This is a genomic window from Pseudomonas sp. MF6747 (genome assembly GCF_963890955.1).
Taxonomy (GTDB): domain Bacteria; phylum Pseudomonadota; class Gammaproteobacteria; order Pseudomonadales; family Pseudomonadaceae; genus Aquipseudomonas.
In genome coordinates, this window is the sequence record NZ_CAWPSZ010000019.1 from 43839 (window position 1) to 65055 (window position 21217).

Below are 21217 nucleotides of genomic sequence, written 5' to 3' on the forward strand. Positions count from 1 at the left end.
CAAGGAACCCTTCATGTCCAAGACCCACCTGTTCGACCTCGACGGCAAGATTGCTTTTGTGTCCGGCGCCAGCCGCGGTATCGGTGAAGCCATCGCCAAGCTGCTGGCCCAGCAAGGCGCCCATGTGATCGTCTCCAGCCGCAAACTGGAAGGCTGCCAGCACGTGGCGGATGCAATCATCGCCGCCGGCGGCAAGGCCACGGCCGTGGCCTGCCACATCGGTGAAATGGAGCAGATCACCCAAGTGTTTGCCGGTATCCGTGAACAGTTCGGCCGCCTGGATATCCTCGTCAACAACGCCGCCACCAACCCGCAGTTCTGCAACGTGCTGGACACCGACCTCGGCGCCTTCCAGAAGACTGTGGACGTGAACATTCGCGGCTACTTCTTCATGTCGGTGGAAGCCGGCAAGCTGATGCGCGACAACGGGGGCGGCAGCATCATCAACGTGGCGTCGATCAACGGCATTTCCCCTGGCGTGTTCCAGGGCATCTACTCGGTGACCAAGGCCGCCGTGATCAACATGACCAAGGTATTCGCCAAGGAATGCGCAGCGTTCGGCATTCGTTGCAACGCCCTGCTGCCGGGCCTGACCGACACCAAGTTCGCCTCGGCGCTGGTGAAGAATGATTCGATCCTGAAAATGGCGCTGGCGCAGATCCCGCTCAAGCGCGTGGCCGACCCGAGCGAAATGGCCGGCGCGGTGCTGTTTCTGGCCAGCGACGCCTCCAGCTACACCACCGGCGTGTCGCTGAATGTGGACGGCGGCTTCCTGTCCTGATTAAGCATTCGGCGGTTGCTGGCGAAAGCTCACCGCCAGGCGGTTCCAGCCACTGATGCTGGACACCGCCATGGTCAGGTCCACCAATTCCTGTTCGCTGAACTCCACGCGCACTGCCGTGTAGAGTTCATCCGAGACACTTGACGTCGGCAGTGTCGCCACCGACTCGCTCCAGGCCAACGCGGCCTTCTCCCGCGCGCTGAAAAACGGCGAATCACGCCATACGCACAGTGCAAACAGGCGTCGCTCGCTCTCGCCACGCTGACGCGCTGCCATCGAATGCATGTCGGTGCAAAACCCACAGTGGTTGAGCTGCGAGACGCGGACCTTGATCAACTCCAGCAGCGGCTTTTCGATGGACAGCTCAAAGGTCGCCGCCTCCAGCATCAACATGCCTTTAAGCGCTTGCGGTGAGGCGGTGTAGTAATCCAGACGGCGTTCCATGGGCGGCTCTCGGGCGGGCAAGTCATTGTGCGCTAGCCTAGAGCCCGCGCCCCATAAGCCCTATAGCCAATCGAGCGGTTTATGCGCAGACCATTTTGAGCGCGCTGCGCGAGCGAGTAGTCTTGGCCCAGAGCGACTGCCTTGGGATGAAACATGGAACTGCACGTGGTGATCAACGGCCGCAAAGACCTGGCCGAACAGCTGTACCGGCAGTTGCGTGAAGCCATTGCGTCCGGACGCCTGGCTGTCGGCGCGCAACTGCCGCCCAGCCGCCTGTTGGCCGAGCAAATCGGCGTGTCGCGCAAAACCGTGTCTGACACCTATGCCACCCTGACGTACGAAGGCCTGCTGGTGGGCAAGACCGGCCGCGGCACTTTCGTCAATGCCCATCCAGTGCAGACTGAGCGCGTGCAAACCGCCGCCGACCTGGCCTGTGCCGCCAACCTGGGCAAATGGGCGGCGCTGCCCTCGCCCATGCGCCACCCCACGCGCGACAGCACGCTGCGCTATGAATTTATCGGAGGCGCCACCACCCGCAATCAGTTCCCCCAGGATGAATGGCGGCGTTGTACCCAGGATGCGTTGCGGCGTATCGCCCGGGACAGCGGCTTTTACAGTCAACCGGAAGGTTTGCCCGCGCTGCGCGAGGCCATCGCCGGGCACGTCGCATTTTCACGCGGGGTGAAATGCCGCGCCGACGACATCGTGGTGACCAATGGCGCGCAGCAGGCACTGGACCTGATCGCCCGCGTGGTGCTCGAACCGGGCACCACGGTCGCCATGGAAGACCCCGGCTACAGCCCGGCGCGCCAGCTGTTCATGGCCATGGGCGCCCACGTTGCCGGCGTGCCGGTCGACGCGCAAGGCATTCAGGTCGACCTGATCCCGGACGGCACACGGCTGATCTACGTGACCCCTTCCCACCAGTTTCCCCTGGGCATGCCCATGAGCCTGGCGCGCCGCGAAGCTTTGCTGGCGCGCGCGTTCGAGCTGGGCGCGATCATCATTGAAGACGACTACGACAGCGAATTTCGCTACGAAGGCCGCCCCACCGATTCCCTGCAAAGCATGGACAGCCGTGGCGTGGTCACGTACGTCGGGACCTTCTCGAAAACTCTGCTGCCGGAGTTACGCCTGGGCTATGCGGTGCTGCCGCCGGCCATTTACGGCGCGGTGCTCAAGGCCAAGCAACTGACCGATCAACACAGTTCCACCCTGCCGCAATGGGCACTGGCCAAGTTCATCAGCGAAGGCTACTTGCTCAAGCACATTCGCCGCTGCCACACGGTGTACGCCGGGCGCCGCGAACGCATCCTGCAGCGCCTGGCAGGTGACTTGGCGCCCTGGTTTGAAGCGGTACCCAGCGTGGCGGGGTTTCACATGGCGGCGCTGTGCAAGGTGCCGGTGAATATCCCGTTGCTGATGGAACTGGCGCGGCGCGTGGAAGTGGGGGTGTACCCGGTGGATGTGTTCTTCCATGACACCCCCGTGCGCCAAGGTTTGATCATCGGCTTCGGCGCCATCGAGCTGCTCGACATCGACCCGGCGCTGGACCGGCTGCGCGATATTCTGCAGCAGATTGGCTAGCGGGTTTTCCCGCGCATTGGTCATTGGTCCGGTGCGCTCGGCGGCGTAGGGTGAAGAGGTCTCGAACTTCTCGGAAACCTCATCATGAAACGACTGCTCGCTGCCACCCTGATGCTCGCCTCGCTCAGCGCCCTCGCCCACGAGCCGGTTTACAACCAGGAATCCATCAAGGTGCTGCAGGAACACGCCTTGACCAATGTGCCCGGCAAGAAAACCATCATGCTCACCGTCGATTACGCCCCCGGCCAGGCCACCGTGCCGCACAGCCACACCGGCACTGCCGTGGCGTATGTGCTGGAGGGTGAGATCACCTCGCGAGTCAACGATGAAAAGGCGATTACCTACAAGGTCGGTGAGTCGTTCTATGAACCGGCCGGCTCGCGGCACTTTGAATCAAGCAATGCCAGCCAGACCCAGCCGGCCAAGCTGCTGGTGGTGATGGTGCTGGATGACAAGGCCGAGGTGCTGACGCCGCTGCCACAGTAATCAGCTACGCCACAACCCCCCTGTGGGAGCGGGCTTGCTCGCGAAGACGGCGGTTCAGCCTCCACAGCTGGAGACTGACACAGCGCCTTCGCGGGCAAGCCCGCTCCCACACTTTGGATTGGCTTGGGCCAGAGGCTCAGGGGCGTTTGAACTGGCGGCGCAGCTGCTCGATCTGCGGTCGGCAGGCACAGCCTTCCAAGTGATCATTGACCATGCCCATCGCCTGCATCAACGCATACATCGTGGTCGGGCCGACAAAGGTCCAGCCGCGTTTTTTCAAGGCTTTGGATAAGCGCACCGAAGCTGGTGACGTTGGGTTGCCGGTCCAGTAAGCCATGTCTACCACGGCCGGGCGCTCCGCCTCGGCTGGCTCGAACGCCCATATCCAATGGGCCAGCGAGCCGGTTTCATCCACCAGTTCGCACGCCCTGCGCGCGTTGTTGATGGTGGAGACGATCTTGGCCCGATTGCGCACGATGCCGGGGTCATTCATCAGGCGGGCGATATCCGCCTCGCCATACTGCGCGACGCGGCGAAAATCAAAGCCCTCGAAGGCAGCCCGAAACTGCTCGCGCTTGCGCAGGATGGTGATCCACGCCATGCCGGCCTGAAAGCCTTCCAGGCAAATCTTCTCGTACAGTTGAATATCATCCGCCACCGGCACGCCCCACTCGTGGTCGTGATAGCGCGGGTACTCCGGCGCCGCCGTGCGCCAGGTGCAGTGGGTCTGCCCTGTGGCGTCCGTGGTCAGTCCTGATGCATCCATCAATCACCTCGCGATTCAAGCCGCGGATGATAAGCGAATTTTTTTCCAGCCCGCCAACCGCTCAAGCGCCACGCTTGCCGACCAGCTGGTCAGACCGGGACCTGTCAACCGCTGATTATTTACTTGTGATTTCAAAAAAACCCGGCGTAGACTGGCCGCGCACTGGACTTACCGGTAAGACCACAACAATTAAGCCCTGGAACCACCAGGGCACCGAATAGAGATCCCTCCCATGCTCAGATGGTGCTCGCGTTCGATTTTCCTGCAAGTCGTGATAGGCCTGATGCTGGGCATTATCTGCGGCCTGGCCCTTCCCGAATTCTCCTCGCAACTCAAACCCCTGGGTGACGGCTTTATCAAGCTGATCAAAATGCTGATTGGCCTGATCGTATTCTGCGTGGTGGTCAGCGGTATTTCCGGCGCCGGCGACTTGAAGAAAGTCGGGCGCATCGGCCTCAAGTCAGTGATCTACTTTGAAGTGCTGACCACCGTCGCACTGGTGATCGGCCTGATCATGGCGTTCAGCACCGGTATCGGCCAAGGCGCGAATATTCATCTGGAACAGCTTTCGTCCGCCGGGTTGAATGAACTGGCCGACAAAGGCCAACACATCCGCGGCACCAGCCAGTTCCTGATGGACCTGATCCCCAACTCGGTGATCGGCGCCTTCGCCGACAACAACGTGCTGCAAGTGTTGCTGTTCTCGGTGCTGTTCGGCAGCGCGCTGAACCTGGTGGGCGAAGCCGCCTCGGGCATTTCGCGGTTGATCAACGAGCTGAGCCACGTGATATTCCGCATCATGGGCATGATCGTGCGCCTGGCGCCGATCGGCGTGTTCGGCGCCATTGCGTTCACCACCAGCACCTATGGCCTGGATTCGCTGCAACACCTGGGCAGCCTGGTGGGTTTGTTCTACCTGACCTGCTTTGTCTTTGTCGCGGTGGTGCTTGGCCTGGTGATGCGCGTGTCCGGCCTGCGCATGCTGCCGTTGCTCAAGTACCTGCGCGAAGAACTGCTGATCGTGATGGGCACCGCCTCCTCCGATGCGGTACTGCCACAGATCATGCGCAAACTCGAGCACCTGGGCATTGGCAGCTCGACCGTAGGCCTGGTGATTCCGACGGGCTACTCGTTCAACCTCGACGGCTTTTCGATTTACCTGACCCTGGCCATCGTGTTTATTGCCAATGCCACCGGCACGCCGCTGTCGATGACCGACTTGCTGACCATCCTGCTGGTGTCGTTGATTACCTCCAAGGGCGCCCACGGGATTCCCGGCTCGGCACTGGTGATTCTGGCGGCGACCCTCACCGCTATCCCGGCGATTCCCGTCGTAGGGCTGGTGCTGGTGTTGGCGGTCGACTGGTTCATGGGCATTGGGCGCGCATTGACTAACCTGATCGGCAACTGCGTCGCCACGGTGGCCATTGCTCGCTGGGAAAAAGACATCGATATCCAACGCGCCAACAAGGTGCTCAACGGCCAGCAAGGCTATGCCTTCCAGGCCAAGAAGCCGGTGCTGCCGGCGCATCAGGAGTTCTGACCCATTCTATGAGCGACACAGGTCAGCTGTGGGAGCGGGCTGGCTCGCGAAGGTGCAGGTTCAGCTTGCACATGGGGTGACTGACATCGCGCATTCGCGAGCCAGCCCGCTCCCACCTTTTGACCGTCGCCAGTTTGGCCATTGTATTCGCACCATCAAGGAGACGTAGACGTGATCAGCACCTCAACCGTCGTCAATTCAGTCGTAGAAAAACTGCGCGCCGCACTCAAGCGTGGCCAGTGGCGGCGTGGCGAAATGCTGCCCGGCCAGCGTGAACTGGCCGAGCAGATGGGCATCAGCCGCCCGAGCCTGCGCGAAGCGGTAATCGTGCTGGAAACCCTCGGCCTGGTGCGCTCGATGCCCGGCAAGGGCGTGGTGGTATTGGAAACCAGCGTCAGCGAGCCGCACGCCAGCGACGCCGTGGCCGACGCCAGCCTCGAAGACATCCTGCAACTGCGCTACACCCTCGAGCCCTTCATCGTCGGCCTGGTCGCCCAGTCCATCAGCAGTAAAGAAGTCGGGCAACTGCGGCTCACCTTGATGGACATGCGTGAAGCCCTGGATGCCGGCGATGCCGAAGCGGGCATGAATGCCTACATCGGCTTTCACGAAGAACTGTTCGCCCTCACCTCCAACCCGATCTTTCAAAACGTGGTGCAACAGACCAGCAACGCCCTCAAGCAAAGTGCCCAGGTGCTGCGCAACTCGCCCGAACATTTGGCCGAACGCCTGCAGGAAAACGAAGCCGTGGTGCGCGCCATCCGCAACAAGAACAGCGCCCTGGCAAGTGCCGAGATGCGTCGGCACATCCTCCAGGAAGGCCTGCGCATGGGCATCCGCTTGAACATCCCGGACGACCATCTGGGCAGCTGAATTTTTGGAGACCGGCCATGACCGCCCACGCGCTGCAACGCGATCCCATTCTCCCGGCCCTGCGCCTTGTGGCCGGTAAAAAGCCCTCGGTGGACGACATCTACCCGCGCTTGTTTGATGCCATCCTCGAACAGCGCATCGCCCCCGCCAGCCGGTTTACCGAAGAAGGCCTGGGCGAAACCTTTGGTGTGAGCCGCAGCGTGATTCGGCGCGTACTGGCCAAGCTGTCCCATCAGCAAGTGATCATCCTGCGTCCCAACCAGCGCGCCCAAGTGGCCGCGCCGGACGCCCAGCAGACGCGGCAGATTCTGGAAGCGCGGCGAATGACGGAAGTGACCGTGGTGCAGCTGGCCTGCGCCCAGGCCACGCCCGCGCATATTCGGCAGCTACGTGAGCTGATCGCCCGTGAACGTGATTGCATCGACCGCGACCAGCGCGCAACGGCGATTCGACTGTCCGGGGAGTTCCACCTGCAATTGGCCGCGATGGCGCACAACGCGCCCCTGGCGCAGTTCCTCAATAGCCTGGTGCCGTTGACCTCATTGATCATTGCCCAATACGAGGCACACGCCTGCACGTACTGCGCGTGGCAGGAGCATGTGGCGATTGTGGATGCGCTGGAACAACGCGATGTGAACCGCGCAATCGGCCTGATGACCCAGCACCTGGATCATCTGGAGGCGAAATTGCTCACACTCGACTGACGCTCGCCACCGCGTCGGTTGCCTGCGGCATCAGGTGTCTTCTCGCGTGATCCACTTGGGCACCTTGGGCGCCTGGTAACTCAACACGGCGGCCAGCAAACGCTCCACGTTCGGTTCCACGATCAGCATGTTGCGGTGTACGGGTTTTAGAAACGCCTCACTGACAACCGAGTCGAGAAACGTGGCCAGGCCGTCGTAAAAGCCGTTGATGTTCAGCAGAGCGCACGGTTTTGCGTGCTGGCCAAGTTGCGCCCAGGTCCAGACCTCAAACAACTCTTCAAACGTACCGATGCCGCCGGGCAACGCGATAAAGCCGTCGGAAAGCTCGGCCATCAGCGCTTTGCGCTCGTGCATGGAGCTGACGATCCGCAAGTCTTTGAGGCCGGTGTGCGCCAGTTCCTTCTCGGCCAGAAACGCTGGCATGACCCCGATCACTTCACCGCCATTGGCCAGCGCGGCGTCAGCCACCGCCCCCATCAAGCCGACCGAGGCGCCACCGTAGACCACGCCGATACCCGCCTTGGCCAGTGCCTCACCCAATTGAGCCGCCATTTGCGCATACACCGGCAATCGGCCCGGGCTTGAACCCGAGAAAATACAAAGTCGCATACACCCTCACTTGATCTGATTGTGTTGAGCACAGCGCTCATTTAACCACGCCACATCCCACGAGCAGAATCAGCGTTACCGGCCACCTTAAGCATTACCCTGTAGATCGATCGCACAACGATCCATCGTAGGAGCTGGCTTGCCTGCGATAGCGGTGGGTCAGTTTGCACATCTTTCACTGAAAGACCGCCATCGCAGGCAAGCCGCCCCCACGTGTGGCCAAGGGTGTTTGGTCAATCGTGGCGAAACAAAAAGCCCCCGTCTCTCACGAGACGGGGGCTTTTGTTTTACCGCAGGATCAAGCCGGTTGCAGCACCGACTGACCGCTCAACGCCAGGTCCAGCAGTTCACGGTTGGCGACTGCATACATGGCGTAGTCCGTGCCGACCGCAGCACGAATTTCCACCATCATGGCGCGCCAGCGATCAGCCATGTCCTGATGCTGCTCAAGCCACAGGGCCACACGGGCTTCCATGTCGTGTGGCGCGTCGGCCATTTGCAGAACAGCGATGGTGATCGCGCGTTGCTGCCAGTCCACGTCATCGCGGAAGGCTTCGCGGGCCGCGGCCTGCCAGTTGTTGGCCACCGGCAGATCGCTGATCTGCTGCAGGTACCATGGCAAGTCCAGGGCGCTGCCGACGGCGAAGTAGGCCTTGGCCACTTCGGCGGCGTCATGCCCGGTCACGTCGGCGGCTTCGATGATTGGCAGCAGGGTGTACAGGTGAGTCGTGCCTGCAACCATGCGCGCCAACAACTCTGGCACACCCGCTTCGGTGTAGGCCTGGTAGCGGTTCTGCCAGCCTTCACGGGTCGGGCCTTCCAGCAGTTCGTCGAGCTTGAGGCCCAACGCGGCCAGGTGCGGACCGAAGTGCGCGGTGTCACGGCCAGCATCCTGCTCGTTGCGACGGCTGCGCAGGAACCAGCGCGTGGCACGGCGGCCCAGACGCATCAGCTCGTCCATCAACTCCAGTTGCACGTCAGCGGAAACCTGGTGGTCCAGGGCTTCGATCTGACGGAACCAGTGCGGGAGATGGAAAATGTCACGCACGATCACGTAGGCACCGGCCACGTTCGCCGGGCTCATGCCGGTCGACTCTTTGAGCCGTTGCACGAAGGTGATGCCCATGTGGTTGACCAGGTCGTTGGCGATCTGGGTGCTGACGATCTCGCGCTTGAGGCGGTGGCGACGCATGGCTTCGCCGAACTTGGCGACCAGGCTCGGCGGGAACGCGGTCTCCATGTCACGGGTCAGGTAGTCGTCATCCGGTACCAGCGACTTGAGCAGGGCTTCCTTGAGGTCGATCTTGCTGTAGGAGATCAACACCGACAGCTCCGGACGGGTCAGGCCCTTGCCGTTGGAGGCGCGCTCGGTGAGCTGCTCCTCGGTCGGCAGGTACTCGATGGCGCGGTCCAGCTTGCCACGGCCTTCCAGGTCGCTCATCAGACGCTTGTACTCGGCAGCACGCTCGTAGGCACGGCGCGCAGCCAGGGACAGGGCCTGGGTCTGCTTGTAGTTGTTGCCCAACACCAGGTTGCCGACTTCGTCGGTCATGCTCGCCAGCAGCTGGTTGCGCTGCTTGTCGGTCATGTCACCGGCCTGCACCACTTCGTTGAGCAGGATCTTGATGTTCACTTCGTGGTCGGAGCAGTCCACGCCACCGGCGTTGTCGATGAAGTCGGTGTTGGAACCGCCGCCATTGAGGCCGAATTCCACACGGCCCAGTTGGGTCATGCCGAGGTTGCCGCCCTCGCCCACTACTTTGCAGCGCAGCTCGTTGCCGTTGACACGCAAGGCGTCGTTGGCCTTGTCGCCCACGTCGGCATGGCTTTCGGTGCTGGCCTTGACGTAAGTGCCGATGCCGCCGTTCCACAACAGGTCTACCGGCGCCTTGAGCAAGGCGTTCAGCAGCTCGGTCGGGGTCAGCTTGTCGGCCTGGATGTCGAAGCGTTCTTTCATCTGTGGCGAGATGGCAATGCTTTTCGCGCTGCGCGAGAAGATACCGCCGCCTTCGGACATGATGCTGGTGTCGTAGTCGGTCCAGGCCGAACGCGGCAGCTCGAACAAACGCTTGCGCTCGACGAAGCTGGTCGCCGGGTTCGGGTTTGGATCGATGAAGATGTGCAGGTGGTTGAAGGCCGCGACCAGTTGCAGCTTGTCGGACATGAGCAAGCCGTTACCGAACACGTCACCGGCCATGTCGCCGACGCCGACCACCGTGATGCTATCTTCCTGCACGTTGATGCCGCGCTCACGGAAGTGACGCTGCACACCCACCCACGCGCCCTTGGCGGTGATGCCCATTTTCTTGTGGTCGTAACCGGCCGAACCACCGGAAGCGAACGCGTCGCCCAGCCAGAAGCCGTAGTCGATGGCGATGCCGTTGGCGATGTCGGAGAAGGTCGCAGTGCCCTTGTCCGCTGCCACGACCAGGTACGGGTCATCGTCGTCATGACGCACGACGTTGGCCGGCGGCACCAGGGCGCCGTCTTTCAGGTTGTCGGTGATGTCCAACAGGCCCGAGATGAAGATGCGGTAGCAGGCGATGCCCTCGGCCGCGATTTCGTCGCGGGTGCCGCCCAATGGCAGGCGACGCGGCAGGAAGCCGCCCTTCGCGCCCACGGGCACGATCACCGAGTTTTTCACTTGCTGGGCTTTTACCAGGCCGAGCACTTCGGTACGGAAGTCTTCTTCACGGTCGGACCAGCGCAGGCCGCCACGTGCCACGTTGCCAAAGCGCAGGTGCACGCCTTCAACACGCGGCGAGTACACGAAGATTTCAAACTTCGGCACCGGCTTGGGCAGCTCAGGAATCGCGCGCGGGTCGAACTTGAAGCTGAAGTACGACTTGTTCTGGCCGTTGGCGTCGGTCTGGTAGAAGTTGGTCCGCAGGGTGGCCTTGATCAGGTCCAGGTAGCGACGCAGGATGCGGTCTTCGTTGAGCACCTGAACGTCGTCCAGGGCAGTGAGGATCGCTTGTTCAAGGCGTTGCTGCTTGTCTTCCAGGTCATCGGCGGTGAGCTTGCGCGCCAGGTAGAAGCGCGTCTTGAACAACCGGGTCAACTCGCGGGCGATGTCGGTGTGGTTATTCAGGGTGCTGGCGATGTAACCCAGGTCGAAGCCCAGGCGGATCTGCTTCAAGTAACGCGCATAGGCACGCAGCAGCGCCACGTCGCGCCATGGCAGGCCGGCAGTCAGTACCAGGCGGTTGAACGCATCGTTTTCGGCATCGCCGTGCACGATGTGCACAAACGCGTCCTGCAGGGTGTCGTTGAGTTGCTGGATATCGAGGTTCACGCCTTCGGCGGCGATAAAGGCGAAATCGTGAATCCAGAACTCGCGGCCATTGGCATGGCGCAGGCGGTACGGGAATTCACCCAGCACGCGCAGGCCAAGGTTTTCCAGGATCGGCAGCACGTCGGACAGTGCCAGCGGCGTGTCAGCGTGGTAGAGCTTGCAATGCAGCTCGCGCTGGCCGGAGACCTGGCCCAGCGGCTGGTAGAAGCTCATCACCAGCGGGTTGGCTTCGGTCAGGCTGTTCAGGTGCTGCATGTCGACCACGGCCGAATGCGCGGCAAAACGCTCGCGGTAGCCGGCCGGGAAGCCTTTCGGGAAGTCCGCCAGCACGTTGGTGCCCTGGGCTTCGCCGAAGCTTTCGACCACAAGGCTGGAGTAGTCGTCCTGCCAGCTGCGGCAGGCTTGCACCACTTCTTTTTCCAGTTGCAGCGGGTCGATGTCCAGGCGGTTCTTGGGGTCAACCCGCAGAATCAGCTGTACGCGGGCCAGCACGGACTCGGAGAAGAAGGTCCAGAATTCGCAGTCCGAGGCTTTCAAGCGATCCATCAGCACTTGCTGGATCTTCTGGCGCACTTCGGTGGAATAGATGTCGCGCGGCACGTAGGCCAGGCAGTAGCAGAAACGGCCGTACGGGTCTTTGCGCAGGAACACGCGGATCTTGTTGCGTTCCTGGATCTGCACGATCGACATCACGGTGCTGAACAGTTCGTCGACCGGGGTCTGGAACAGGTCGTCACGCGGCAGCACTTCAACCACTTGAGCAAGCTCTTTGCCCAGGTGAGCCTTGGGTTGGAAACCCGAACGGCGTTCGATTTCCGCGACCTTGCGACGGATGTACGGAATCACTCGCACGCTTTCGCCGTACACCGAGGAGGTGTAGAGGCCCATGAAGCGGTGTTCCTTGATGACCTTGCCGTCAGCGTCGATCTCGCGGATCGACACGTAGTCCGGGTACGCCGGGCGATGCACGCGGCTTGGGTGCGCGGCCTTGGCGAACGACAGCACGGTCGGTTCACGCAGGTAGGCCACGGCGTAGTCTTCGATGCGCAGGTCTTCGGCGGTGAGGCCGGCACGCAGCAGCTTGGTCAGACCGAGGAAGGAATTGGCGTCATATTCGATATGACCGCCGTCCGCCTCGTCACGTACCACGAACTCTTCATAGCCCAGGAAGGTGAAGTGGTTGCCCACCAGCCATTCGAGGAAGTTCTTGATCTCGGCTTTTTCTTCGCCGTCGATGCTGAACTGGCTGGCGTCAATACCGGCCAGCAGGTCCTGGACCTTGGCTTTCATCGGTTCGAAATCAGCCACGGCCACGCGCACTTCACCCAGCACCTGCTCAAGCTCTTTGCTCAGCACGTTGAGTTCGGCGGCATTGGCGCAGCGGTCGATTTCCAGGTACATCAGCGATTCTTGCTGAATGCCTTCGCCCTGGGTGCCTTTAGGCAGGATTTCCAGCAACTCGCCCTTGTTGCCACGGCGCACGCTGAGCACGGTGGTTTGCAGGGTGTGAATGCTGTAGCCACGACGGTTCAGCTCGGTACGCACCGAGTCGACCAGGAAGGGCAAGTCATGGTGCAGCACTTCGACCGCGGTGTGCGTCGATTGCCAGCCATGACGTTCGTAATCGGGGTTGTAGACCCGCACCTGTGGTTGGGTGTGATCAAAGCGCTCAAGCAGGCGCCAGGCAGACAAGGTGCAACCGGCCAGGTCGGAAAGGCGACGCTGGGTCAGTTCGTCCAGGGAAATGATGCCGAAAAATTGTTCAGCAAACAGCGCCACTTGTGGCAGTGCCTGTTCACTGATGTGCTGCGCCAGTGCCGCTTGCAGTTGATGCTGGAAGTCGGCCTTGCTGGCTGCGGTGAAGAACGCCATCTGTGGTACTCCGCTTGGGCTTGTTATTGATGGAAGCGTCGCGTGTTATCCCCTTGCGGGGAGACCGTCAGCTCTGTTCGCGGTCTACAGTAACGAATTCAGAGTGACAGGTGGGTGAAGCTGGACAAGACAATGAGGTCACATACAACTTCCATAAGATGTACATCGTGCAGGGCGACGGTACGACGGGCAGGTCAGACTCCCGGCACAGGGCACATCCGTTGCGCAGCTTAACGAGTGTAGGAAGACAGCTGCTTGCGACGCTGCGACATATTCGGTCATCGGTACGCAGGCTTGGGGTTGCGACTTGAGCAACCCGGGTTTTTCCGAAGAAAAACCGCCTGTTTTCAAGCCTTCGAGTACCGAAAATGACTGGTATTGCCCGTCAGGTCATGCACTGGGTCTGACACACGATGCAGCACAAAATTCGCGGCGATGGCACAATTGGCGCGCTGCGCCCTCCCCCAGACAGGATTTCCCATGCTGCAACTGAACACTGACGCACTGATGGCCACCCCGTGCGACGAAGAAGAAGACAACATGGCCATGCTCTGCTGCCACGGCAAAAACGGCGAGATGTTCATGCTCACCCGTTACCCGGATGAAGAGGAAGTAGAACTGACCTGGGATTACGAGCCGTCGGCCCTGGATGGCCTGAAAGTCACGCTGAGCAACACGACGTTGCGGGTGGAGTTGGCTGCAGGCGATGCCGATGCGCTGGGGGGCAAGGATCATCTGGAAATTCTCCACAGCACCGCCGCGTCGGATTTGGCTGAAGTTGAGGAAACCTTGCAGAACATTCTTAAGGGCACTGGTACGTTCACACGAATCTAAGCTGCACCAACGATCAAATATGGGAGGGGGGTTGCCCCCGATAGCAGTCGATCAGTCACAGATGTATAAACTGATCCACCGCTATCGGGGGCAAGCCCCCTCCTACATTGCCGCCGTTCCCATACAAATTTCCTACAAGATTTGCCAAAAATACCCGTCACGCCGTTAGTCGCCACCCCCCTCGATGCATTAAAGTAAGCGCCCCAGGCCCGGCGTTTTTATCAACGCCCGGCCTCATCTCTCCAGGAACCGTCATCGATGGAACATCGTGAAGCGCTGCTCGCGCTGCGAACTTTTCTTTCTACGCAGATTCTCGGCCAGGAAAAACTCATTGATCGCCTGCTGATCGCCCTGCTGGCCGACGGCCACATGCTCGTCGAAGGCGCACCGGGCCTGGCCAAGACCAAGGCCATCAAAGAGTTGGCTGAAGGCATCGAAGCGCAGTTCCATCGTATCCAGTTCACCCCCGACCTGCTGCCCGCCGACATCACAGGCACCGAGATCTATCGCCCGGAAACCGGCAGTTTCGTGTTCCAGCAGGGGCCGATCTTTCACAACCTGGTGCTGGCGGACGAAATCAACCGCGCGCCGGCCAAGGTGCAGTCGGCATTGCTCGAGGCCATGGCCGAGCGCCAGGTCAGCGTGGGCCGCAGCACGTACGACCTGTCGCCGCTGTTTCTGGTGATGGCCACGCAAAACCCCATCGAGCAGGAAGGCACCTACCCACTGCCCGAAGCCCAGCTCGACCGTTTCCTGATGCACGTCAAGATCGGCTTCCCGGACGCCGCCGTCGAACGGCGCATCCTGCAACAAGCCCGCGGCGAAGCCCTCAACGGTGAAACCAAACCCGAGCGCCGCGTCAGTCAGCAGGCGATCTTCGCGGCGCGCAAGGAAATCCTCGGCCTGTACATGGCCGACGCGGTGGAGGAATACCTGGTGCAACTGGTCATGGCCACCCGCACCCCGGCCAAGTTCGACCCGGAGATGGCCGAGTGGATCGCCTACGGCGCCAGCCCACGTGGCTCCATCGCCCTCGACCGTTGCGCGCGTGCCCACGCCTGGCTGGCCGGGCGCGACTTTGTGAGCCCGGAGGACATCCAGGCGGTGCTGTTCGACGTGCTGCGCCATCGCATTATCCTGTCGTTCGAAGCGGAAGCGGCCGGCATCGACCAGGACCGTGTGGTGCAACGCATTCTCGACGTCGTTGCCGTCGCTTGAACCCCATGAACGCAGGCGATGGCATCCGCGTCACACTCAGCGAATTGATTGAGATGCGCCACCGCGTGCGCGAAGTGCAGCTGTTTTCTACGCCGAGCCAGCGCAGCCCGCTGATCGGCCTGCACCATTCCAAGCTGCGTGGGCGTGGCGTCGACTTCGACCAGGTGCGCGTGTACCAGGCCGGCGACGACGTGCGCACCATCGACTGGCGCGTCACGGCGCGCACCCAGGAGCCGCACACCAAACTGTTCCACGAAGAGCGCGAACGCCCGATTTTCATCATGGTTGAGCAAAGTTGCCGGCTGTTTTTCGGCTCTGGCCAAATGTTCAAGTCAGTGCTCGCCGCGCAAGCCGCCAGCCTGATTGGCTGGGCAGCGCTGGGCCATAACGACCGCGTCGGCGGGCTGGTGTTTGGCGACAACGAACACTACGAAATCAAACCTCGGCGCAGCAAACAAAGCTTGTTGCAACTGCTCAACCGCCTGGTGCGCGTCAACCAGAGCCTCAACACCGAGAGCCGCCCCGAAGCCGACGCGTTGGGCATGGCGCTGCGCCGTGGCCGCGAAGTGCTGCGCCCAGGCAGCCTGGTGATTGTGATCTGCGACGAGCGCGCGCTGACCGAAGGCGCAGAGCAACAACTCAGCCTGCTGTCTCGGCACTGCGACCTGCTGCTGTTGCCGATTTCAGACCCGCTGGACCACGCCCTGCCCGCCGCCGGGCTGTTACGTTTTGCCGAGCGGGGCGCACAACTGGAACTCGACACGCTGAACTTCGACTTGCGCCAGGCCTACAAAGCCCAGGCCGAAGCCCGCATCGCGCGTTGGGAGCTGCTGGCGCAAAAGCTGCGAATCCTGCTGATGCCGTTGAGCACGCAAAGCGAAATGGTCGAGCAACTGCGCGAATACCTCAACCCGCAACGCCCGGTTAAAAAGCAATGAGCAGCCTCGACCAACTGCAACCTTTGATCGCCCCGCCGGCAATCGGATTCTGGCCGCCTGCGCCAGGGTGGTGGCTGTTGCTGCTGGTGATTCCGCTGCTTGGCTGGGGGCTATGGTCGCTGCGCCGTTTCCTGCCCAAGCGCCGCCCGGTGGCCCGCGCCGAACAACCGCTGGACCCACTGCGCATCGCCGCCCTCGCCGAGCTGGCGTTGATGCCCAAACCCTACGACGGCGCGCCCGCCGGTGCCTGGCTGCAGCAACTCAACGGCCTGCTCAAGCGCCTGTGCCGCAACGATTACCCCTACAGCCAGAGCCACACCCTCAATGGCCGCAAATGGCTGGCGTTCCTCGACAACCGCTGCCCGGCTGCCGGCCTCACGCGCTGGATGGTCCTGGTAGAAGGCGCTTACAAACCCGAATGCAAACTCGACGACAAGGCCATCGCCGGCCTGACTCAAGCCGTCGACACCTGGATTCGCAAACATGTTTGAGTTCGCCTGGCCGTGGATCTTCGCCCTGCTGCCATTGCCCTGGTTGATGCGGCTTGTCTTGCCGGTGGCCGACAGCGGTGAGCCGGCGTTAAAAGTCAGCTACCTCGCCGACCTCGAAGGCCTGGCCCGTCGTCGCGCACGCGTCAACCTGCCCGGCTGGCGCCAGCAGGCGCCGTTTGTGGTGATGTGGTTGCTGCTGTTGACCGCCGCCGCGCGCCCGGAATGGCTCGGCGAGCCGCTGCCGATTGCCGCCAGCGGCCGCGACCTGCTGGTGGCGGTGGACGTGTCCGGTTCGATGGACTTCCCCGACATGCACTGGCAGGACGAGGACGTCAGCCGCTTGAGCCTGGTGCAACACCTGCTCGGCGACTTCCTTGAAAGCCGTGAAGGCGACCGCGTCGGCCTGATCCTGTTTGGCAGCCAGGCCTACCTGCAGGCACCGCTGACCTTTGACCGGCGCACCGTGCGCACCTGGCTCGACGAAGCGCGCATCGGTATCGCCGGCAAAAACACCGCCATCGGCGACGCGATCGGCCTGGCCCTGAAACGCCTGCGCCAGCGCCCGGCGCAAAGCCGCGTGCTGATTCTGGTCACCGACGGCGCCAATAACGCCGGGCAGATCGACCCGCTGACCGCCGCGCGCCTGGCCGCTGAAGAAGGCGTGAAGATTTACCCGATCGGCATTGGCGCCGATCCGGCGCAAACCGGTTCCCTGGGCATTCTGGGCGTCAACCCGAGCCTGGACCTCGACGAGCCCGCGTTGAAGGCCATCGCCGACGCCACCGGTGGCCGCTATTTCCGCGCCCGCGACGGCGACGAGTTGCTCAAGATCAAGCAAACCCTCGACCAACTTGAGCCCGTTGCCCAGCAACCGACCCAGGCGCGTCCGGCCCAGGCGCTGTACAGCGCGCCATTGGCCCTTGCGCTGGTTCTGAGCATGTTGCTGGTGATCCAGGAACGCTGGCCCAACAACGCGCTGCAACGCGCCCTGCATAAACTCTCGACCAAGGGCAATTTCCTGCAACAGCACCCTGAATGGCGCCAACGCCTCAAACGCCTGCGTTTGCGGAGGCGTCGATGATCGACCTCTGGCCGCACTGGTTCCGCCCTTGGTGGGTGTTGCTGTTGCCGTTGCTCGGCTGGCTGCTGTGGCAGCTGTGGCATCGGCAAAAGCGCGCCGGGCGCTGGCAGATAATTTTGCCGCCGGCATTTCATGCGGTACTGCTCAGTGGCGGCAATGGCCGCGAGAGCAAATCGCCGTGGGTGGTGCTGGGCATCGCCTGGCTGCTGGCCGTGTTGGCGTTGCTTGGCCCCAGCTGGCAACGGGTTGAACAGTCCAGCCAGAAACCCGCCGACCCGCTGGTGGTGTTGCTGGAATTGACCCCGGAAATGCTCGCCACCGACAGCCCGCCCAATCGCCTCGAACAAGCCCGGCGCAAGCTGTATGACTTGCTGCAAGCACGCGCCGATGCACCGACCGCCATCGTCGTGTATGCCGGCAGCGCCCACACGCTGGTGCCGCTGTCGGATGACTTGGGCACCAGCCGCAACCTGCTCGAAGCCCTGCGCCCCTCGATCATGCCCGAGCCCGGCCATCGCGCCGACCTCGCCGTGGAGAAAGCCCTGGGTTTGCTCAAGCAGGGCGGCCTCGGCCAAGGGCGCCTGTTGTTGGTGGGCTCATCGCTGTCCAAGCAGGAACGCCAGGGCATTCGGCTGCAGCTGCAAGGGGCGCAGGCGCCGACGTTGTCGATCCTCGGCATCGGCAGCCGCGAAGGCACGCCAGTGACCCAGGAGAGCGGCGAGTTCCTCAAGGACGACCAGGGCGCGATTCTGGTGCCGCGCCTCGACAGCCCGACCCTCAAGGCGTTTGCCAGCGAAATGGGCGGCCGCTACCGCGCCGCGCGCCTGGACGACAAGGACCTGCGCCAACTCAACTTGCTCGACGGCCCGCAGACCCTGCGCAACGACGGCCAGTTATTGCACCTCGACACCTGGGCCGATCAGGGTTACTGGCTGCTGCTGCCACTGTTGTTGCTCGCGGCCTGCGCCGGGCGCCGCGGCTGGCTGTTCTGCCTGCCGTTGCTGTTAATGGGCGCGCCGCAGCCCAGCTATGCCTTCGATTTTCAGGACCTGTGGCTGCGTCCCGACCAACAGGGCCAATACCTGCTGAAGAAAAAACGCCCGGCCGAAGCCGCCGAACACTTCGAAAACCCGCAATGGCAGGGCGTTGCCCTGTACGAGGCGGGTAATTACGCCGAGGCGATCAAGCGTTTTGCGCTGAGCAATGACGCCTATTCCCACTACAACCGCGGCAATGCCCTGGCCAAGTCCGGCGAACTGGAAGCCGCGATTGACGCCTACGAACAGGCGCTGGAAGCCCAACCCGACCTGCAACCGGCGCTGAAAAACAAAGCGCTGGTCGAAGCGCTGATCCAGGAAAAGGCCCAGCCCGAGCCCGCCAAGCCGCAAAAAAAGGAAGATGACGAAACCACCCAACCCGGCCAAACTGCGCAACCGGGCACGAGCGGGCAAAGTGCCACGGGTGGAGAACAGTCGCCCCAAGGTCAGGGCGAGGCCGGCACCGGCGATACCCAGACCGGTGGCACGCCCAAAGCTGGCGGCAACGACGTACCGGGCAGCGAACTGGGCGACGAACACACCACCACCCCGCCGCTGCGCCCCGCCGATGCCAGCATCGACGGCGAGCATCGCCAGGCCCTGGAGCAATGGCTTCGGGAGATCCCGGACAACCCCGGCGAACTGCTGCGGCGCAAATTCTGGTACGAACAGCAACAACATCAGGACAAGACTCGATGAGCCGCCGCACCACCCTTCTGCTCCTGCTCGCGTTAACGGCAGGCCACGCCCAGGCGGCGAACCTGGTCGCCAGCGTCGACCGCAGCCGCCTCAATTCCGGGGAAACGGTGGAGCTGACAGTCGAGTCCAGCGACGTCACCCAATTCGGCAAGCCGGACCTGGCGCCCCTGGATGCGCAGTTTGAGGTCAGCGGCACTCGCCAGATCAACCAACTGACCACCCTGGGCGGCGACAATCACGCCACCACGCGCTGGATCATCACCCTGCTGCCCAAGGAAAACGGCACCGTGGTGATTCCGCCGCTGCAAGTGGGCGAGCTCAAGACCCAGCCGATCAGCCTGCAAGTGGTCGAAACCGCAAGCCAGAACACCAGCGCCGAGCTGGCCCCGGTGTTCATCGAAGCCAACCTCGACCAGAGCAGCGTGTACGTCCAGGCCCAGGCGCTGCTGACCGTGCGCGTGTACCACTCGGTGTCGCTGTACGACGACAGCAGCCTCACGCCGTTGCAGATTCCCGATGCGCGCATCGAGCAATTGGGCGAGTCGCGCACCTATGAAAAAGTCATCAACAGCATTCGCCATGGCGTGATCGAAACCCGCTATGCGATCTACCCGCAGCACAGCGGCGCCTTGGTGATTCCGGCGCAGACCTTCAGCGCCACGCTGGTGGAATCGCGCCCGCCGCAGGAAAACACGCTGCAGGGCACCAAGCCGGGCAAGCTGATTCACGTCAGCTCAGCCGAAATTGCGCTGACGGTCAAACCCAAGCCGGCGCTGTACCCGGCCGACGCGCCGTGGATACCGGCCCGCAGCCTCAGCCTGACGCAAGCCTGGAACCCCGAGCCCGAGCACGTGCAAGTCGGCGACTCGCTGACCCGCAGCCTCACGGTCAAGGCCGAAGGGTTGTCCAGCGCGCAACTGCCTGCCCTGCCCAGCACCGACATCAATGGCCTGCGCCGCTACCCCGACCAGCCGGTGCTGGGCAACCAGAACAACGACCACGGCCTGACCGCCAGCCGCGAAGACCGCGAAGCCCTGGTGCCGACCCGCGCCGGCGCCATCGAACTGCCTGCCGTCGAGGTGGTGTGGTGGAACACCCACGAGGATCACCTCGAACGCACCAGCCTGCCTGCCCGCACGCTGCAAGTGGCGACCAACCCGAGCCTGGTGGTCGACACCCCCGCCACGCCGACCGTGATCACCGCACCAGACGATGACCGCCTGTGGCTGTGGCAGCTCAGCACGTTGATCTTTGCCTGCACCACGCTGCTGGGCTTCGGCCTGTGGTGGCGTGCGCGTCGGCAACCGGCCGTGCAACGGGCCGCTCAGACGGGTCCGAGCCCGCGCTCACTGCTCGACGACCTCAAGCGCGCCACTCAGGCCAACGACCCACAGGCCACGCGTCAGGCGCTGGATGCCTGGGCGCGGCAACAGCCGGAGACCTTGGCCGACATGGCGGCGCGGTTTGTGCCGTTGTCCGATGCGCTGGACGGGTTGAATGGTGCGCTCTACAGCGAAAGTGGTCATTTCTGGTTGGGTGAAGACCTTTGGCGTGCGGTCAAGGCCATCCCGGTTGCCGAGCGAGAGCAAGACCCGGCGACGGATACCACCAGCTTGCCTCCGTTGTATCCCAAGTAGGCCCTGGGTGGGCGGTGTATTTACCCATACTGTCTGGACAGTGGTTGGCGCGGGGTCGCTGGGTGTATATCCGTTATTTGGGTGATGGCTGATATCGGTTCCGCTCTTACAGCGGGTCACTTTGGAAAAGCCCCAAAGTAACCAAAGGGCTCTTGCCCCACCACTCGGCACCTCGCCTAGGCTCGGTGTGCCCTCACGCAGGCTTGAATCCGTGGGTAACCCGGCAGGACGCCGGGTTAGCCGCGTTGGGCCATGGATGGCCCGTCGCGGCGGCCCACGGATTCAAGCCGGAGTGAGGGCACACCGAGCCTAAGCGAGGTGC

The 21217-nt window shown here is 62.6% G+C and carries 17 protein-coding genes; 13 read left to right on the top strand and 4 right to left on the bottom strand.

What is annotated here, in order from left to right; all coding sequences use genetic code 11:
* Window positions 1–13 precede the first annotated feature (13 nt).
* Window positions 14–781, top strand: coding sequence for an SDR family oxidoreductase (locus AACW30_RS18035; protein ID WP_056860254.1), 768 nt, complete (start codon window positions 14–16; stop codon window positions 779–781).
* Here the strand turns inward: AACW30_RS18035 and AACW30_RS18040 are convergent, their stop codons facing one another.
* On the bottom strand, window positions 782–1225 hold the full coding sequence (locus tag AACW30_RS18040) for a carboxymuconolactone decarboxylase family protein (RefSeq protein WP_106580479.1): 444 nt from the start codon (window positions 1223–1225) through the stop codon (window positions 782–784).
* Between the two features lie 153 nt (window positions 1226–1378).
* Between AACW30_RS18040 and pdxR the strand changes: the two genes are divergently transcribed.
* Together pdxR and AACW30_RS18050 are read left to right on the top strand one after the other, a co-directional pair.
* A complete protein-coding gene (gene pdxR / locus AACW30_RS18045; RefSeq protein WP_169366934.1) occupies window positions 1379–2812 on the top strand; it encodes a MocR-like pyridoxine biosynthesis transcription factor PdxR in 1434 nt (477 codons plus the stop codon).
* A gap of 84 nt (window positions 2813–2896) precedes the next feature.
* Window positions 2897–3298 carry a cupin domain-containing protein gene (locus tag AACW30_RS18050; protein WP_200625548.1) on the top strand — a complete coding sequence of 134 codons (402 nt, stop codon included), beginning with the start codon at window positions 2897–2899 and terminating at the stop codon, window positions 3296–3298.
* 136 nt (window positions 3299–3434) lie between these two features.
* Here AACW30_RS18050 and AACW30_RS18055 read toward each other — a convergent pair whose 3' ends face one another.
* Window positions 3435–4064 (bottom strand): DNA-3-methyladenine glycosylase I, encoded by a 630-nt coding sequence (locus AACW30_RS18055; protein WP_200625549.1) that lies wholly within the window; start codon window positions 4062–4064, stop codon window positions 3435–3437.
* 217 nt (window positions 4065–4281) lie between these two features.
* Between AACW30_RS18055 and AACW30_RS18060 the strand changes: the two genes are divergently transcribed.
* From AACW30_RS18060 to AACW30_RS18070, 3 genes are all read left to right on the top strand, one after another.
* Window positions 4282–5607: a C4-dicarboxylate transporter DctA gene (locus AACW30_RS18060; RefSeq protein WP_177410144.1), complete on the top strand. Its 1326-nt coding sequence runs from the start codon at window positions 4282–4284 to the stop codon at window positions 5605–5607.
* Window positions 5608–5778: 171 nt separating this feature from the next.
* Window positions 5779–6480 (top strand): FadR/GntR family transcriptional regulator, encoded by a 702-nt coding sequence (locus tag AACW30_RS18065; protein WP_106580484.1) that lies wholly within the window; start codon window positions 5779–5781, stop codon window positions 6478–6480.
* 17 nt (window positions 6481–6497) lie between these two features.
* Window positions 6498–7184, top strand: a complete 687-nt coding sequence (locus AACW30_RS18070) for a GntR family transcriptional regulator (protein WP_106580485.1) — start codon at window positions 6498–6500, stop codon at window positions 7182–7184.
* 30 nt (window positions 7185–7214) lie between these two features.
* On the opposite strand, the gene AACW30_RS18075 is transcribed toward AACW30_RS18070, so the two are convergent.
* Entirely contained in the window at window positions 7215–7793 is a 579-nt protein-coding gene (locus AACW30_RS18075; protein ID WP_106580486.1) for an LOG family protein, read from the bottom strand.
* Between the two features lie 298 nt (window positions 7794–8091).
* The gene (locus AACW30_RS18080; RefSeq protein ID WP_119739935.1) at window positions 8092–12960 is read right to left on the bottom strand and encodes an NAD-glutamate dehydrogenase; all 4869 of its coding nucleotides are present in this window, start codon (window positions 12958–12960) and stop codon (window positions 8092–8094) included.
* Window positions 12961–13440: 480 nt separating this feature from the next.
* On the opposite strand from AACW30_RS18080, the gene AACW30_RS18085 reads away from it, so the two are divergent.
* The 7 genes from AACW30_RS18085 (at window position 13441) to AACW30_RS18115 (ending at window position 20895) form a co-directional block, all read left to right on the top strand.
* Window positions 13441–13794, top strand: a complete 354-nt coding sequence (locus tag AACW30_RS18085; RefSeq protein ID WP_200625550.1) for a hypothetical protein — start codon at window positions 13441–13443, stop codon at window positions 13792–13794.
* 258 nt (window positions 13795–14052) lie between these two features.
* A complete protein-coding gene (locus AACW30_RS18090) occupies window positions 14053–15012 on the top strand; it encodes an AAA family ATPase (RefSeq protein WP_003174327.1) in 960 nt (319 codons plus the stop codon).
* A 5-nt stretch (window positions 15013–15017) separates the two neighbouring features.
* The gene (locus AACW30_RS18095) at window positions 15018–15950 is read left to right on the top strand and encodes a DUF58 domain-containing protein (protein ID WP_106580489.1); all 933 of its coding nucleotides are present in this window, start codon (window positions 15018–15020) and stop codon (window positions 15948–15950) included.
* Entirely contained in the window at window positions 15947–16441 is a 495-nt protein-coding gene (locus AACW30_RS18100) for a DUF4381 domain-containing protein (protein ID WP_119739933.1), read from the top strand. The genes AACW30_RS18095 and AACW30_RS18100 overlap by 4 nt, the downstream gene beginning before the upstream one ends.
* On the top strand, window positions 16434–17522 hold the full coding sequence (locus AACW30_RS18105) for a vWA domain-containing protein (RefSeq protein WP_106580491.1): 1089 nt from the start codon (window positions 16434–16436) through the stop codon (window positions 17520–17522). The genes AACW30_RS18100 and AACW30_RS18105 overlap by 8 nt, the downstream gene beginning before the upstream one ends.
* Complete coding sequence (locus tag AACW30_RS18110; protein ID WP_179608381.1) at window positions 17519–19258, top strand: tetratricopeptide repeat protein; 1740 nt, start codon at window positions 17519–17521, stop codon at window positions 19256–19258. Before AACW30_RS18105 ends, AACW30_RS18110 begins: the two co-directional genes overlap by 4 nt.
* A complete protein-coding gene (locus tag AACW30_RS18115) occupies window positions 19255–20895 on the top strand; it encodes a BatD family protein (protein WP_119739929.1) in 1641 nt (546 codons plus the stop codon). Before AACW30_RS18110 ends, AACW30_RS18115 begins: the two co-directional genes overlap by 4 nt.
* The last annotated feature ends 322 nt before the right edge of the window (window positions 20896–21217 follow it).

Excerpts from the sequence above, each read along its gene's own strand:
- AACW30_RS18035 (WP_056860254.1), top strand. The coding sequence starts at position 14 with ATGTCCAAGACCCACCTGTTCGACCTCGACGGCAAGATTGCTTTTGTG.
- AACW30_RS18040 (WP_106580479.1), bottom strand. The coding sequence starts at position 1,225 with ATGGAACGCCGTCTGGATTACTACACCGCCTCACCGCAAGCGCTTAAA.
- pdxR (WP_169366934.1), top strand. The coding sequence starts at position 1,379 with ATGGAACTGCACGTGGTGATCAACGGCCGCAAAGACCTGGCCGAACAG.
- AACW30_RS18050 (WP_200625548.1), top strand. The coding sequence starts at position 2,897 with ATGAAACGACTGCTCGCTGCCACCCTGATGCTCGCCTCGCTCAGCGCC.
- AACW30_RS18055 (WP_200625549.1), bottom strand. The coding sequence starts at position 4,064 with ATGGATGCATCAGGACTGACCACGGACGCCACAGGGCAGACCCACTGC.
- AACW30_RS18070 (WP_106580485.1), top strand. The coding sequence starts at position 6,498 with ATGACCGCCCACGCGCTGCAACGCGATCCCATTCTCCCGGCCCTGCGC.
- AACW30_RS18075 (WP_106580486.1), bottom strand. The coding sequence starts at position 7,793 with ATGCGACTTTGTATTTTCTCGGGTTCAAGCCCGGGCCGATTGCCGGTG.
- AACW30_RS18080 (WP_119739935.1), bottom strand. The coding sequence starts at position 12,960 with ATGGCGTTCTTCACCGCAGCCAGCAAGGCCGACTTCCAGCATCAACTG.
- AACW30_RS18085 (WP_200625550.1), top strand. The coding sequence starts at position 13,441 with ATGCTGCAACTGAACACTGACGCACTGATGGCCACCCCGTGCGACGAA.
- AACW30_RS18090 (WP_003174327.1), top strand. The coding sequence starts at position 14,053 with ATGGAACATCGTGAAGCGCTGCTCGCGCTGCGAACTTTTCTTTCTACG.
- AACW30_RS18095 (WP_106580489.1), top strand. The coding sequence starts at position 15,018 with ATGAACGCAGGCGATGGCATCCGCGTCACACTCAGCGAATTGATTGAG.
- AACW30_RS18100 (WP_119739933.1), top strand. The coding sequence starts at position 15,947 with ATGAGCAGCCTCGACCAACTGCAACCTTTGATCGCCCCGCCGGCAATC.
- AACW30_RS18105 (WP_106580491.1), top strand. The coding sequence starts at position 16,434 with ATGTTTGAGTTCGCCTGGCCGTGGATCTTCGCCCTGCTGCCATTGCCC.
- AACW30_RS18110 (WP_179608381.1), top strand. The coding sequence starts at position 17,519 with ATGATCGACCTCTGGCCGCACTGGTTCCGCCCTTGGTGGGTGTTGCTG.
- AACW30_RS18115 (WP_119739929.1), top strand. The coding sequence starts at position 19,255 with ATGAGCCGCCGCACCACCCTTCTGCTCCTGCTCGCGTTAACGGCAGGC.